Source organism: Myxococcales bacterium (assembly GCA_012517325.1).
GTDB lineage: Bacteria > Lernaellota > Lernaellaia > Lernaellales > Lernaellaceae > JAAYVF01.
The window spans coordinates 60,152-75,572 of record JAAYVF010000060.1 but is presented as its reverse complement, the minus strand read 5'-3'; the positions used below and the strand labels follow the sequence as shown (position 1 = coordinate 75,572).

General features: G+C 58.8%; 11 protein-coding genes. 7 read left to right on the top strand and 4 right to left on the bottom strand.

Translation table 11 applies throughout. The features are described from left to right. Positions 1 to 15 precede the first annotated feature (15 nt). Positions 16 to 405, top strand: a complete 390-nt coding sequence (locus tag GX444_10760; GenBank protein NLH49071.1) for a hypothetical protein — start codon at positions 16 to 18, stop codon at positions 403 to 405. A gap of 132 nt (positions 406 to 537) precedes the next feature. Here the strand turns inward: GX444_10760 and GX444_10755 are convergent, their stop codons facing one another. Continuing rightward, entirely contained in the window at positions 538 to 4,566 is a 4,029-nt protein-coding gene (locus GX444_10755; protein NLH49070.1) for a hypothetical protein, read from the bottom strand. Positions 4,567 to 4,745: 179 nt separating this feature from the next. On the opposite strand from GX444_10755, the gene GX444_10750 reads away from it, so the two are divergent. Both GX444_10750 and GX444_10745 read left to right on the top strand, forming a co-directional pair. Next, positions 4,746 to 5,564 carry a class I SAM-dependent methyltransferase gene (locus tag GX444_10750; protein ID NLH49069.1) on the top strand — a complete coding sequence of 273 codons (819 nt, stop codon included), beginning with the start codon at positions 4,746 to 4,748 and terminating at the stop codon, positions 5,562 to 5,564. Between the two features lie 153 nt (positions 5,565 to 5,717). After that, positions 5,718 to 6,518, top strand: a complete 801-nt coding sequence (locus GX444_10745) for an MBL fold metallo-hydrolase (GenBank protein ID NLH49068.1) — start codon at positions 5,718 to 5,720, stop codon at positions 6,516 to 6,518. Positions 6,519 to 6,668: 150 nt separating this feature from the next. Here the strand turns inward: GX444_10745 and GX444_10740 are convergent, their stop codons facing one another. The 3 genes from GX444_10740 to GX444_10730 form a co-directional block, all read right to left on the bottom strand. Further along, entirely contained in the window at positions 6,669 to 8,111 is a 1,443-nt protein-coding gene (locus tag GX444_10740; GenBank protein NLH49067.1) for a hypothetical protein, read from the bottom strand. A gap of 136 nt (positions 8,112 to 8,247) precedes the next feature. Next, on the bottom strand, positions 8,248 to 9,750 hold the full coding sequence (locus GX444_10735; GenBank protein ID NLH49066.1) for an ATP-binding protein: 1,503 nt from the start codon (positions 9,748 to 9,750) through the stop codon (positions 8,248 to 8,250). 113 nt (positions 9,751 to 9,863) lie between these two features. Then, on the bottom strand, positions 9,864 to 11,159 hold the full coding sequence (locus GX444_10730; GenBank protein ID NLH49065.1) for a hypothetical protein: 1,296 nt from the start codon (positions 11,157 to 11,159) through the stop codon (positions 9,864 to 9,866). Positions 11,160 to 11,353: 194 nt separating this feature from the next. Between GX444_10730 and GX444_10725 the strand changes: the two genes are divergently transcribed. From GX444_10725 to GX444_10710, 4 genes are all read left to right on the top strand, one after another. Next, on the top strand, positions 11,354 to 12,463 hold the full coding sequence (locus GX444_10725; GenBank protein NLH49064.1) for a hypothetical protein: 1,110 nt from the start codon (positions 11,354 to 11,356) through the stop codon (positions 12,461 to 12,463). A gap of 10 nt (positions 12,464 to 12,473) precedes the next feature. Continuing rightward, positions 12,474 to 12,971 (top strand): hypothetical protein, encoded by a 498-nt coding sequence (locus GX444_10720; protein ID NLH49063.1) that lies wholly within the window; start codon positions 12,474 to 12,476, stop codon positions 12,969 to 12,971. A 215-nt stretch (positions 12,972 to 13,186) separates the two neighbouring features. Further along, positions 13,187 to 13,537 (top strand): hypothetical protein, encoded by a 351-nt coding sequence (locus GX444_10715; protein NLH49062.1) that lies wholly within the window; start codon positions 13,187 to 13,189, stop codon positions 13,535 to 13,537. A 616-nt stretch (positions 13,538 to 14,153) separates the two neighbouring features. Then, entirely contained in the window at positions 14,154 to 15,347 is a 1,194-nt protein-coding gene (locus tag GX444_10710; protein ID NLH49061.1) for a hypothetical protein, read from the top strand. Positions 15,348 to 15,421 lie beyond the last annotated feature (74 nt).

Sequence of the window (15,421 nt, the reverse complement as noted above, 5' to 3'; positions counted from 1 at the left end):
GCCGCGAGGATGGAAATGCAACCGCAAAAATGGCCGCCGCGCGCGATCCCGGTGGCGAAGCTGCCGACGCAGCCGTTTAAAAGCCCCGCCGTGGCGGCGGCGATCGCCGCGCTCAGCCCGGGTTCGGGGCAGCTTTGGGTGGGGCATCTCGGACGAGGCCTGCTGATGTTCGGGCTCTCGTTCTTGTGCGGCATCGGCTACTTCTGGGGCATCTTCGACGCCTATACGCTGGCGCGACAGGCCAACGAGGGAAAAACCTACGCCAGCGACAAATACGTGCTGCACGCCTTCATCACCCTGCCGCTGATTCTGATCGTCATCGTCGGCGCGATCGCGGGCGGACTGGTCTGGTATGAGTGGGAGATGATTCAGGCGTATCTTCAAAACCTTTACCAGATTCAATAAAGGCGGCAAGCCTCCGATCTCCATACCAAGGACTTCCCTGTAAAAATCCCCGCCTTTCCGGCGGATCCACCCTTGGCCAAAAAAAACGCGGGGCCGAAGCCCCGCGCCGGGTAATCAACCGGTTTCGGTCGATCAACAGCCGCAGCCGTTGTCGTCGTCATCGTCGTCGCCGGCGGGCGCGACCGGGGAAGCGTCGTCATCGTCGTCGGCTGGCGTATCGTCGTCGGGCGTATCGTCATCGGGCGTCGCGTCGTCATCGTCGTCGGTCGGCTCTTCCGGCGTCGCGACGTTGGAGATGAACGAGACGAAGTTCTCATCGTCGTAGGCGCGCACGGCGAACTGTGCCGCGCCGGGCGCGGACACCGTGGTGATGACCTGACTGCCGCCCAGTTGCGGCTCGGGGGAGGCGACCGCGGTGGCCGCCTGCCAGACGTCCGGATCGCGCAGATCGGCCGCGGCGTCGGTCGTGTAGCGGATGTCGTAGGCCGCCGCCATGCCGCATTGGTTGTCGTCGCCCGGGGCCGAGAAATGCAGCTCGAACTCGTCGGCGGCATCGGTTTTGAAGCACTGCAGGTCGGTCACCATGCCCGGCGGTACGGCGTCCAGGCCGTAGAAGCCGCTGTTGAACGGGTCGTGGTGGTAACGCGGCCATTCGCCGTTGGTCTTGTCGGTCTTGCAGGCGTTGCCTTGCGTCCGCCATCCGTAGAGCTGGCCGTCGTGGGTGAAGGCGATGACCTCCAGCCGGCCGTCGTTGTCCAGGTCGGCGATCGCCGGGCTGCCGGTCATCCAGCCATGGGTGAATTTCGGCCAGGTGGCCGGTTCCTGCTGCTGGTTGTTCTGGGCGTGGATCAGGTAGCCGCCGCTGCCGGCGATCACTTCGTTGAGGTCGTCGTTATCGAGGTCGGCGATCACCGGGTTGATGAAGAAATTGATGTCCTCCAGGTGCATGACGATTCCCGGCTTGCCCATCGGCGTATCCAACCGCCAACCCAGGACGTTGAACGCCTCGAGGTAGAAGTGGCCGTTGCCGCCTTGCAGGAACCCGACCGAGGGGAAGAAGTACCAGGGCGTGCCGCTGTCGTCGAACTTGCCGAACGCGCCGGCCGCCGAGGCGCCGAGGTTGATCTTCGAGCGCAGGTGTTTCAGCGTCAGGTCGTAGCCGTCCCAATAGATCATTTGCGGGATCCAGAAGAAGGCGCCCACGCCGACGAGCAACCGGCCGTCCTGCCAGATCGCCGCCGGGCTCGAGGTCGAGCCGATCGTCAGCGGCGGAATCGGCAGCGAATCGCCGAGCGGGGCCAGCGGTTCGGCCGGCCAATCGGGCAGGAAGGGACCGTCGCTGTTTTCCAGGCCGTTCCAGTAGATGGCGTAGACGCGGCTGGTCGGCAAGAGGCCTTCGTTGCAGGTTTCGGTGGTGGCCACGATCACCGACGGATGGCCGGAAATGTCGGGGTTCGTGTGGTTCGGATCGAGGATCGCGGCGACCGGCGTGCCGAGCACCTGCGCCGGGCCGTCGGATTCGCAGATCTTGTTGGGATCGACCAGTCCCGCCGCTTCGGTGGAATCCAGCGGCACCGGCCAGCCGGGCTGCAAATCGGCCAGTCCGTCGCTGTTCTCGTCGACCGGCTTCCAGGCATAGGCTTTCTGGTCGCCGGAGGCGGCGATGATTTCCAGAATGCCGTCCAAGTCGAGGTCGGCCAGGACCGGGCTGGCCAGGAAGGCGTTGCCGTGGCCGTAGGACAGCGGCGTGCTGTTGTCGGGATCGTCCGCCGACACGGGGAAGCCGGCCAAAAACGGGCCGCCCGCATGGTTGTTGCCGTCGGGATGGACCACGTAGATCCGGCCGTACCAGGTGGCCACGACGATGTACGGAACGCCGTCGCCGAAGAGCGGGCCGACCGCCGTCGACGCGATGACGGAATCCGGCCAGAGCCGATCCAGCGGCAGGTCCACCGGGAAGCCGGGAGCGTAATCGTACAAGCCGCTCGCGGAGTCGCGTTTGAAAACGTCGACCGACGGCACGCTCGTCGCCATGACGATTTCCAGCGCGCCGTCGAGGTCGCCGTCCAGATCGTACAGCACCGCGCTCGATTCGCCGGAGGCGCCGATCTCCATCGGGAAGCCGGGCAGGAGGCCCGTTTTCGCGTTGTCGTCGGTGTGCCAGGCGATGGCCTTGCGCGCCTCGCCGTAAATCTTGTCGGCGCCGTCCTGCCACCAGGCGCGGACGCGCAGGGTCACGGTGAAGTCGTTCGATTTTTCCGGGGTGCGGCGAAGCCAGGCGGCGGTGACGAACTGCATCGGGTCCACGGTGGCCAGCAGGCCTTCGGTGGGCGCGGTGCCGTCGCCGGTGGCGACCGTCTCGAATTCGTTGTCGTCGGGTTCGACACCCAGGCCGACCTGGACTTCGTATTCATAGGCGCGGCCGCGGGCGTTGATGGTGCCTTCCACGGCGACGGTCGAGCGCTCCAGCGGGTTGTAGGTTTCCCACCAGCGCGGGCTGGTGATTTCGACTTCCGGCGGAATGCGTTCGGTCAGGCCGAACAACTCGTCGCCGACCGTTTGCAGCGCGCTTTTCATGTTGGCGCGGCCGTAGCCGAAGTTTTGCTCGAAGCCCTTTTTGCAGCCGCCGAGGTTGAAGGAAAAGCAATTGGACTTGATGTCGTCGGAGGTCATATTGGCGATCTGGCGGATTTCCTTGGGGGTCAGTTCGTAGCCCTGTTCGCGCGCCCAGGAAACCAGCAAGCCCAGGGCGCCGGCCGCGTTGCCGACCGCGGTGGAGGTGCACTGGTCGGAGGACCACGAGGTTTCGACCGCGGCGCCGTAGTTGGTGCAGTAGCTTTCGGTGAAGGCGATCAGCGACAGGTTGATCGGGCCGAACAAATCGACCGGCGGAAACGGCAGCACCGCCTTGATGCTGTAGGCGCCTTCGCCCGCCGCCGGGTAGATGTGCTGGAAGCCCAGTTCATCGCCCGAGGCCGCCACGATGAACAGGCCGTCGTTGTAGGCGTCGAGAAACGCCTGTTGCGCGGCTTCGTTGTAGTTCACGCCGCCGTTGGCGATGGCCACGATGTCGGCACCCATCGAGCGGGCGTAGTCCAGGCCGGTCGACATCAGGTTCAGTTCGGTGACCACCGCGTCGCCGACCCGCACCCACATCACCGAACAGTTCGGGCAGGTGCCGGCGCGGCCGTGGCCGTTGTCGCCCACGGCGCAGGCGTCTTCGCCGATGCCGCCACCGTGCGTACCCTCCGGGAATTCATCGACGCCGTAAGGCCGGTTGACGTTGCGGAAGAAATCCCAGCCGCTGATGTCGTCGACGAAGCCGTTGTCGTCGTTGTCCACGCCGTCCTCGAAGGCGGCGAAAACGTCCTCGGGGTCCAGGCGCCCGTTCGCGTTGGCGTCCTCGACGGCCGCGTCGTTTTCGTAATCCCGGGCGTTGAACCGGCCGTTGCCGTCGCAATCCCAGTCGGCGCAGGGCGTTTCACCGTTGCGCGGCTGCGACAACTCGCCGCGGTTGAAAAACACGTTGTCGGCGATTTCCACGTTGGTGAAGTCTTCCAGACCGTCGTCGACGACCACGATCAGGGTCGACGGGTCGCCCTTGGTCATCTTCCAGGCGCTGGTGACCGAAACGCCGGTGATCGTTTTGTAATCGGCGGGATCGGTGCCTTCCGGATCGACCGGGTTGAAGCCGTAATACGCCGCGGCGGCCGAGATGATCTCGCTCGGGTCCGGCGCTTCGAGGTTGTTGGGCATGTTGGCGGCGAACACGCCCAGGCTCGGCAGATCGCCGGTCAGTCCGTCGCCGGAAAGATCCTCGACCGCCTCGTCCACCGCGGCCTGCAACCGATCGCCGAAGGGAAAGCGGCCGGTCGGGGTGAAGGTCAGGGTATCGTCGGCGACGTTCGTGGTGCTAAGACTGACCGCGCCATCGACCGCCAGGGAGGTTTTCAGATCGGTGATCGCGACGGCGTCCTCGCCGACGGTCGCGGGATTGAGCGATTGATCGAAGACCAGAACCAGGGGCTCGGTCGTATAGACCAGATAGCGGTCGTAATTGGGCTGCATGGAAACCAGCGAAAAGGCCGAGGCGACGGCCGGCAGTCCCAGCAACAACAAGATGAACGACAGAATCCAAAAACGGCGACGGGAGGAAATCATGGGTTTACTCCTGGCTAGTCGTTAAAACCGCGTCACTTTACCATCGAAGGCGGGGGACGCCAAGCGTTGAACGGCCGATCAAATCCCGGTCGCCGCCATGCGCCGCCCGCCCGCCCTTTTTTCCACGCGGGGATCGGTGTATTAACGGGCTCGTCCAACCAGCGAACGGAAACACGCGCATGATCATGATTCGAAAAAGCGATATGGCCGTGGCGGCGGGGGCTTTTCTGCTGCTGCTGTTGGCCGGGGCGGTGCTGCTGACGGTGATGCATTGGTTCGGTCTGGCGGTGCTGCTGGCGTTGATCGCCGGCCTGACGATCGCCGTGCAATTCGAGCTGTATCGGCGCACTCAATATCTCTTCAACAAGCCGCAGCAGAACTACCGCCAGGTGGAGGCGCTGTTCTCGCTGTTTTCACAGATCCGGCCACGGGCGCCGTTGCCGCCGCTGCGCCACTTCGCCATTTCGCCCGATTTCGCCAACCTCCTGATTTCGCTCGTGCGGGAAATCCGGCCGCGGGCGATCGTCGAACTGGGTTCCGGCACCTCGACCATTCTCAACGCCTACCTGCTCGAAGCCCAGGGCGAGGGTCGAGTGTACGCGCTGGACCATGAAGAACAGTACCTGCGCGAAACCGGCGACCAGATTAAAAAGCACGGCCTGTCCGCTTGGGTGGATTTGCGCCACGCGCCGCTGCAACCGCTCACCTTGGACAACCGGAACTGGCAGTGGTACGACCGCAAGGCTTTCGAGAACCTGCCGCCGATCGACCTGTTGATCGTCGACGGCCCGCCGCATACGCTTCAATCCCTGTCCCGCTACCCGGCGCTGCCGGTACTGCTCGACAAGCTGAGCCCGACCGGCGTGGTGCTGCTCGACGACGCCGCCCGGCCCGACGAAACCGAAACCGTGCGCCGCTGGCTCGTCGCTCACCCCGAGTTTGTTTGCTCCAAAATCGACAATGAAAAGGGCGCCGTGATCCTTCGCCGAAAGCAATAATTCCTTCAAAAACAACAGAATTTGAACATTACGCAGAGCGTCACAATTGAGCATAATAACTCTTGCAAAGCATGACGCATTGTGTCAACATCCGGTCCGGTTCGCAGGATACTTGATGGGAGAGGAGGGGACGAAAAGAGGTACGATTCAGTCATGAGTCAGTTGGCTACGGATTTGTGGTTGGCGAATTACGTCTCGATTTCCAACGTTTGGCTGCTCGCCGACAAACGAGGCCGTCGCTTTTTGATCGATACCGGCGACCAATCCGAGCGTCCTTTGTTGGCGTTGTGGCTCTCGCGGCACGGTTTGACCAAACCCGGCGATCTGACCGCCGTGCTGCTTACCCATTGGCATCGCGATCACGCGGGCAATGCCGCGTGGTTGCGGAAAAAATTCCAATGCCCGGTCATCTGCCACCGGCGCGACGCGGGCTACCTGGACGGCACGGCGACGCCGCCGCCGTTTTCCAATCGTCCGCTCAAGCTCTACGTCAAGGCGCCTTGCCGGATGCAGGATTGGCTACCGGCGCGCAGCACGGTCGACGAAGTGTATACCGAAGGCCCCTGGAAGTGGGGCTTCGAGGTCATCCCGACCCCCGGCCACACCGACGGCGCGGTCATGCTTTATCACAAGCCGAGCCGCACCCTGTTTTCGGGCGATTCCATCCTGACCGGCCTGCCGCCGTTTCGGCTCTGGGAATCGCTGCGGCTGGCCCATCCCGGCTACAGCCCGCAGGTGGAACTGTGCCATGAAACCACCCGGGAGTTTCTGCGCAACATGCCGCCGATCGAACGGGTTTGCGGCGGGCATGGGCCGTTCATCGGGCGGGATGTTCACGCCAAATTGAATGAACTGCTGGCCGAAACGGAAAAGCCACTGTGGCGAAAGGCGATCGATAAAGGCTTGTCGCACCTGCCGGACTTCGTCGGCCGGGCGATTCCGCACCGGTCTTAGCAGTCTGTTGAAAAAGGTCGTCCTGGCCTTTTTCAACCGCGCTCAACAAAAAGCGTGGTTTTTCTTTCGCTTCATTTTCGGCAACTTCGGAAGTTACCGAAAATGGCGATCCATCCATGGATCGCACGCCGGCTGTTTTTCAACACCCTGCTAGAACGCCGGCGGCGATAGCTCGGGCAGAATCTTCTGGTAGACCGCCAGAACGTCGCGGCCGGTATCGGGGCCGACGGCGAGCATCGCGTAATAGATGTAATTCAGATTGCGATACTCCTCCTCGGCCATGATGTAGCCGATCCAGTCCTGCGCGACGTTGGCGATGATCTGGTAGTCGCCGCCGATCATTTCACGCAAGGCCAGGCCGACCCGCGGCGTGACCTCGCCCGGCATCGACGCGAAGACCACCGGGCCCAGGCGCCAGGCGGAAAGCTGCGAAACGCCGTTGCCGCCCAACGGCGGAATTTCGCGCGGGATCAGGTTCAACAACCCGATGCCGGCGAAAGCGATGTTTTGTAGTTTCGTTTCCACGACCGTGGTGATGATGTTCACCGCCGGATCGTCCAGTTCCTCGGCGCCGGCGAGCAGTTCCCGGGCACGGTCGGCCAACACTTCACCGATCCGATCCACTTCGGCCCAGGTTCCCCAATCCTCGAACAGGCCGCTGTTCGGATCGGGATTGTTGACCAGCAACACGCCGCCGCCCAGCACGCCGTTGACGAACATGTTAACGCCGCCGAGCGCCTGGTCCATGTATTGGTAGTAGGCGCCGGGGAAATCGGCGGAGAGCAGGCTGTTGTGCGGCCCCATCGCGGTGGCGTGGGCGCCCCAACTACCGAGCGTCGCGACCGAGTCGCCGGCCTCGTCGATGAATTGCAGCACCGTGAGGTGCGAATCCAGCGGCGCCTCGGGGTCGTCCTGTTGTTCGACGTTGTAGTGCAATTCCGTTTCGAGGCCTTGCGCGGCGAAGGCATAGACCGGCACGCGGTTGTCGTAGGCTTCGCGGCCGGCCTGGACGGCGCCGGCGATCATGGCGGCGATGAAGTCGTCGTCGCGGCCGGTTTGCGGCGGAATGATCACGCCCCACAGGCCGATGGTGTCCGGCGACTGGTGGTTGTGCGTCGAGGTGACGACGATCCGTTCCGGCCCGATGCCCAGCGCGGCGCCCAGTTGCTGGCGAATGGCGATGCCGTCGGTGATGATGAGGCCCACGATGTCGAGGTTGATCACGACGATCGGCGGGACGTTGCCATCGTCCAGCGCGATGGCCGTGGCGTCGATCGGGTCGTGCACCCCTTCCGACCAGCGGCAGAACGCGGCGGCGAGGAAGCAGGAGCCAAAGCCGCCCAGCAGGACCGAATCCTCGGGCGTGATGTCGACGCGCGCCGCGCCGACCTGCAGCGCGGGTTGATCGTCGTTGTCGTCGTCGTCATCGTCGGCCGGCGGCGAGGCGTCGTTGTCGTCATCGTTGTCGTCGTCGTCGGTCCCGCCCGCGTCGTTGTCGTCATCCTTGTCCTCGTCGTCAGTGCAGCCGCTGGCGATAAAGGCGAAAAGGAGCGCGAGAAAAAACAATAACACTCGTGAATGTTTGATATTCATTGCAAATAATCCCATCCTGATCGCTGTTGTCGATGGTCGCGGCATCAAATGACAAACTAAATATTATATACACGATTAGCGAGACTGAAGCCATAGATGGTACAAAATAGGCTGAAATGACAATTGAGTGGAGTGTTTATCTCATCATGAGAAAGGAGGATAATGGGAGTGAAACGATTCGCGGATCATCTGACGCCGACAAATCGTTTTGCGTGATTAGTAAACCGAACGGTGCGTTGTAATGAGCCTTTTCGATAAATGACCGCAACGCGATCGTATCGTTAAAATCGATTCGACGGCGATATTTAACCTCGATCGGAATGCGTTGATCGCCCAGGGTGATGACAAAATCAATTTCCGGTTCTGTTGGTCGTTCGGGGAAGTGTGAAATTTGTAATCCAGCCATCGAGGCGAGATTGTAGCCCAGAACGCTTTCGGCGATTCGTCCGGCAATGTCGGACAAATGCGGTGATTGTTCTAATAGCGAGGGTGAAAGCGGAACTCGTTCTTGCAGCCATGCGGCGCGAAGAATCGGATCGCAAAGGCAGATTTTTGCCGCGCCTTTACGTTTTTTCAACCGCAGCTCCAGCGGTTGAATCAGTTTTATTAACAGAGCGCCATCCAGAAATTTCAAATAAGCCATGATTCGTTGGGGACCGATGTTGGCATGTAAAGCCTGTCGGATTTCCTCAAGATAAAGCGATAATTGCGGCGATTGACCAATATAACGGCAGGCAAGGCGGAAGACTTCTTCCAGTAAATTTTCATCCCTTTTTTGTCCCTTGGCTCCCATGCGCAGATCGTGTGCAATCGCCCGACGAATAACGGTTTCGACAAGGTGAGCCGCGATCTCGTCCCAAGGCAAGGCATGCCGTACTTGGGCGATCGGGTAAGCGCCTCGTTCGGAAAAAGCAGCGAAGGCTTGCTGGCGAAATGCCGTGTTTTTCTCGCCATGGCGGCGCAAGTCCAACCAAAATTCCTTTTTCGATAACGGTTGTAACCCGTTCAACGGCAGAAAAGGCTCGACTGTTCCGAATTGGCGCAATTCGCCGATTTCACGGAGCAGTAAAGGACCAAGTTCAAGAGTGGAAATTCGACCGGCGAGGCTGTCTCTTCCCGCCTCGATGCGCAATGCCGAACTTCCGGTCAGCATCACTCGCACCGGGTGAATATCCACAAGCTGTTTAATTTGGGGAGCCCAATCGGCGAGGTTTTGCACCTCATCGAAAAATAGATAGGCGATCCGGCCGGCATGGGCCGCTTTATTGAAATTTTCACCGAGGATTCGTTCCCGGAACCAACGTGCGATTTCCAAGATCGGTTCGCTGGTCTTTCGAAATCCTGGCAATTCGTCGAATTGAACCTTGATAATGCTTTTTGGATCCACCCCGGATTCCAAAAGCGAGTGGATCATCTGATTCATCAGGGTTGTTTTACCGACTTGGCGGGGTCCGCGTAGAACGACGGCGGGGGTTAAGCCGTTCCGTAGCCGATTGATGGCCGTCGAAAATATCCAGCGGCGCATTGGCGGGAGATTGTAAGGATCCCATTTCCCCTCGTTCCACCAGGGATTGCTGTCTCTAATGGCCGCTTCGATGCTTGGCGTCAAAATGGAAAAAAGTGCATTCCCGCTTTTCAACCGGACACCTCAACCTGAAGCAAATTAATATAGAGGTAAAATATCAGGAATTGATGCAGCTCACAACCGAGAAAGCGGTAAAAAGGCGGCCATTATTTGCCGGATTCGCACGCTCAAGCGGGTAGAATTTCGTGGATTCCGTCCAACAGGCTCGCGATCAGCGCGCGGTTTTCGGCGGTCGGCAGGTGGCCGATGGAAAGGGTCATCGACCCGGCGAAACCCGTCAGGCCGGCGGCGAGCAGCGGCGGCAGCGCCTGCGGTCCGTGAATCCAGGCGTCGAGCGGCGGCTCGTCGTAACGCACTTCCTCCGGTTCGATCGGTCCCATGTTGGTCAGCACGTTGGCCACGTTGTAGGTCCGGATGCCGTGGTGGAACAGGCGCTCGATCGGCCCGTTGATCCAGCGCGGCGGCAGAATCCCGAGCAGCGGGATGACGCCGATGTAGTCGTTCAATCCCAGGTAATTGGCTTTGCGGGCGCGCGTGGCGGCCGCGACCATGGTCAGGGTTTCGAAAAAATCGTGGCCGAGGTTGCGATCCAGGTTCTGGTACTCGAAGCCGCTGAGGTTGCAAATGCCTTCCGCCTTGCCGGTCGGCAGATAGTGCCGGCGCAGGTCGACGGTGGTGGCCAGCCGGAATTGCCGTTCGCCGTCGTATCGGCCGATCCGGGCGGCGGTGCGCAGAAAAGCGGCGATGAACAGGTCGTTGAGGGTGGCCCCGTAGCGGCGGCCGATCGCGGCGATGCGCCGGACCCGTTCGGGAGCGAAGCGGCGTTTTTCGTAGGCCGGCGGGTCGCCGGCGACGCCGTTGGTCCGCAGGGAGTGAGCGCCCAGCCGGTTGACGTTGATCCGCGCGTTGTGCAGGAAGTTGCGGTAGATTTTCGGCAGCGCCCGCCGGGGGATCTGACGGAAGATCTGCCAGGTGTCGCGTGAACCCTCGACGTTCGGGCGGGGCAGGTAACGCGGATCGTCGCCCAGGCGCCGGTAGATTTCCGCCAGCGAGGCCGAAACGTGCTTGATGCCGCCGGCGTCGGCTGCGTTGTGCGCGACCTTGAGCAGCAAGCGGTCGCCCGCCGATTCGCGCAACAGACACGCCCGATATTGCGGTCCGGCGAAGGCGTTGAGGTCCGCGGTCAGAAACGCCGCCAGCTCGGCGGGATCATGGGTGAAGATCAGGCGGTCGCCCGACGGCGCCACTCGCTCCCAATAGGGCTGATGGGGGTCGAGCACGTAACGGCAACCCAATACCGGTTCGGCGTCGCCCAGCAGGGTCAGCGCCCGCGACAGCCGCGCCTCGTCCAGGCGATGCGCGAATTCCATCTCCAGGTTGAGCATGGTGTTGGCAAATTTGGCCAGCAGAATCAGCACCCGATCGGTTGCCACGGCGGGGAAACGGGTCGGAATGTCGCTCATCGGGGTGTTTTTTCCTGTTCGTTCGTTTTTACGGATCGGTCACTCGACGTGCCCGGCATTGTGGGGAGGCGAAATCACGATGTCAAATCCGGGATGAGAATTCCCATGAAAAAGCGAGCGCTCGCCTCATCCCCGCTTGAGGCGGCGGGCGGTTTGTGGTTATCTTAGCGCAATTCGATCTGGAGGAAAGAATCGTGGCACGTATGCCCAAACGGATGTTGCTGTTGGCCCTGGTTTGCTGGCTGGGTTTCGTCGCGTGCGGCGGCCCGAAAAACACCGATGCGCCGGTTTCCGACGACGGTCAGCCGGTGCTGGTCGACATCGGGAAAAAATTCCAAATCACTCAGCCGTATTTCGAAATGGCGTTTTCCCGCGTACCGCCGGCCAATCGCTATCAGTACCTGACTCCCGCCGGCAAACGTGATTTCCTCGAGAAACTGGCGATCGAATCGGTCTACTACCTCGAGGGAGTGCGCCGCCGCCTGTTCAAGGCGCCCGAATTCAAAAAGATACTCGACCTGCGACAATACAGCGCCCTGAACGAGGAAGTCCGCCGCGAACTGCTCAAGAACATCACCGTCACCGACGAACAGGTGAAGGCATTCTACGACCAAACGATCAAGCATCCCGAACAAGTGCCCTTCGCCGACATCAAGGAGAAGCTGCGTTATCAATTGCTGTCCAAGGCGCTGGACGACGCCTACGCGGCGAAGAAAACCGAATTGATGGCCCAGTTCCAGGTGAAGATCAACTACGAACTGATCGAGAAAATCAAACCCGGCGACAAGCCGGAAAATTATCCGGCCGCCACCGAGGCGCTCGCTACGGGCGCCGATTACACGTACACCATCGGGCAACTGCTCAAACGGATCGAGGAAATGCCGCGCGACGCCAAGGCGAAATTGAAGGAAACCAAGCTGGCGCGCGAGATGCTCGAATACGTGATCGGCGAGGACGTGGTGCACCACTACGCCGAACTCCAGGGCCTCGATAAAACAGCCGAGTTCGAACTGCGCAAGAAGGTGGTCGAGGTCGGGACGCTCAGCTACGTGACGCGGGGCGAAATCGTCGGCCACGAGATCAAGGCCACCATCGCCGAGGCGAAGGCCTACTACGACAAACACGTCAAGGATTTCGTCAGCGACGGTGAGACGCCGAGTTTCGAACAGGTGAAAGACGCGGCCCTGGCGCGGGCGTCCGACGAAAAACAGGAACAGGCGACCCGCGGCCTGGCGCAATCGCTGATGGCGCACCGTTACCCGACGGTGTATTTCGAGCCGCAAATCAAGCAGTACCTGCAATAGCCGACCGGCCATGACCGCCACGCCGATCGTCGTCAACAGCATTTTGGTGGGATCGCTGTTGGTCGTGTTGGCGGGCGTGTGGTTCGGGCTCGGAGTCTATCTGCGGCGCAAATACCCCTGGCCCGCCGAACTGGGCAACCCGGAAACTCCCGGCGAGGGAATGCAGCATTTCGCCGGTTTCTATTACCTGACGCGGCGGATGGACGAGGAGCGCGAGGGCGCCGCTTTTTTGGGCTGGAGCCTGCTGTTCGTGCGCCCCGGCGTGCTGTACCTCGGCGACCGCGGCGTGCTGTTCAAGCGCACGTTCGTCCGCCGGCCGATCTGGATCCCCTACACGCTGCTGCGCGGGGTCAAGGTTCGGCTGTCCGACCGCCGGCGCATCGAAGGCCGGATGGCCCTGGAAGTGGATTGGGAATGCGCCGGCCTCCGCCTGCGTTCGATCTTCGTCCTCGAAAACGTCAGCCACACCGTTCTCGTCGCCCAATGGCTGGAGTCACGGCTGTCGTAAGCGCCCTCATCTGGGAATCACATTCTTTTTCTCCTCGGTGAAAAAACGAATAACCCGCCCGATTAAAATGAATATTGATTAAAAAATATATTGACAGCCGCTAATTTGTTGATTTTAAATAACTTTAAATAGAAACGGTTGAAAAATAGTTGTTCTTAAAAATTATCAATATTGAAGACGGGCGAACACAATTGGGTATACTAGGAGGGGTAATCATGAGGAAACTGTTTTTTATTTTGGTGACTGTTTGTTCGCTGCTTTTTGGAAGCTCTTTCGGATTTTGCGGGACTCTTGGGATCAATTCCCAAGAACTCTCAAGCGATCCGCGCAGCTACTTTTCAATCGAAACAACAGAAAATTATATTGATATTTCCTTTAAAATTCCCGATACGGATGTTACATTCGGTGAGAATGAACGTACTATCAACATCCCCGGTTTCAATAATTATGGTTTTACGGGCGGTCCAGCGCTTCCCATGGTGTTCATTCCCGTCGGACTGCCGGCCGATATCAATCCGGAAAGTGTCAATCTTATTATTTACGCCGACAACACTGAAACGTACTAAAACTTCATTGAGCTGAAACCGATTACCTCGGGCGAGGGGGAATTTGCCCCAAGCGAGGATGCCGCACTCAACCATGAAAAACTTTTCCCGGCGGCGCCGATCCAGATTTCTTCCATCGAAACCCTTCGGCAATGGGTCTATGCGTTGGTGGCGGTCAGTCCATTTCAGTATGATATCCAAAAGGGCGCTCTTTTTCTGACTTCATCCGCTAGTTTTCGGATTTATTATTAGCGCACTGGAACCCCGCTGCAGGATATGAAAGGCGATTTTCTGGCTGACAGAGCCGCCGAAAATATTTGGAATTTTAATGATATTCTTCCGCTTTACGAGGCACGCTCGGATAAATCGGCCAAGGTTACGTTTTCCGAGGTAATCATCACGACCGACAACATCTACGATAACTCTGCCGGGATCATTGACGACTATATCGATTCGAAGGCGTCTCGCGGCATCACCGTTTATGTGGCGACCGAAAGCGATTGGGGCGGGCTTGGATATCGTTGGGGTTTAATAAAAAGCTGGCTGAGAAGCAATCTTAACACACTGAATATCGGTTATGTTGTTTATCGGCGATCCTCGCACCTTAGCGGAATCGAACGGAGACGTTTGGATCCCGATGATCAAAGCGGTTCCCGATGGCGATGCCGACAATTATCGTTATTCGGATCGCTATTATTCGGACTTGGATGCCACTCACTTATGGGATCGAAACCTCAATGGCAATCTGGCGGAATTCGGTGGGGATTATTGCCAAATATCCTTGGGTGAATTGTGCTGGCAAACCTATATCTATGGTTTGAAACTCGAGCAAGACATCATCGTGGGTCGGATCCCGGTATATTACAATTCCACTTATGCGGCATTATACGATACACAAGCGCTCAATTGCATTTTATCGCGCACGATTGCCTTCCAAGAAGGAACCTATGGCACGGCCTACCGTCAAAAGGTATTTCTCGCGGCCAGTATGATAAGACTTTTCGATACAAGGGTAGATGGACATTGCAACGAATATTGTTACGAAAGTAAATTTGATTGCTCCCTTACCACGCAGGCGATTTATACCGATATCGTTCAGGAAGCCGGCTTCAACGCGCAATACCGATTGTATGATCATTGCAACGAGGCGGATTGTATCGAAATGTTACCCATCGATGATGACGATAGTGATGATAACTGTTCTTGGGACGGCAATACCTATTGCAGCGGTTCGAGTACCGAGGATCTCAATAACTCAACATATAAAGCAACATTATACAATCAAAGCTTTGGTGTATTGCTGCAATTTTCACATGGAAGTCCCGACAGTTCCAACCGAAGAAGATGGATTTGTGATTTGCCAGTGGACAATGCACCGCAAAGTGATAATTGTCAGACGAATTGTGCGGATGGAGAAATCAATGCTTTGCCGTTTGTCTATTCCTCTGATATCCAAGGTGGATACGGTAGTTTAAGTTGTGGAAGGACGACTAGGCACATCCACTACTTCGGCGGATGCAACATGGGTAAACCCGACGACCTGGGAAATTTAGCTTATAAAATGCTGCGTTGGAGGTCGGCGGCATCAATTGCCAGCACGATTACCGGATGGGCTACAAACGATTGTAAAAATTTCGACACCTGTATGACTGATTACGGAATGCAGGAAATCAGATATCGGTGGGCTGATTTTGCGATCCGGATGAACCTGAATATCGGCTTGGCATTAGCCTATGCAACCGAGCCCATATACGGTCGATTAGACATGGCGAATTACAATCAAGTGTTGATTACCACGCTCTATGGTGATCCACAAATGTCGATTTATTAAGAATTCGGGAAAACGAAGTTTACTTAAAAGAGTGATACAATGCCAGTGGTCATGATGATGGATTTCGAATCATG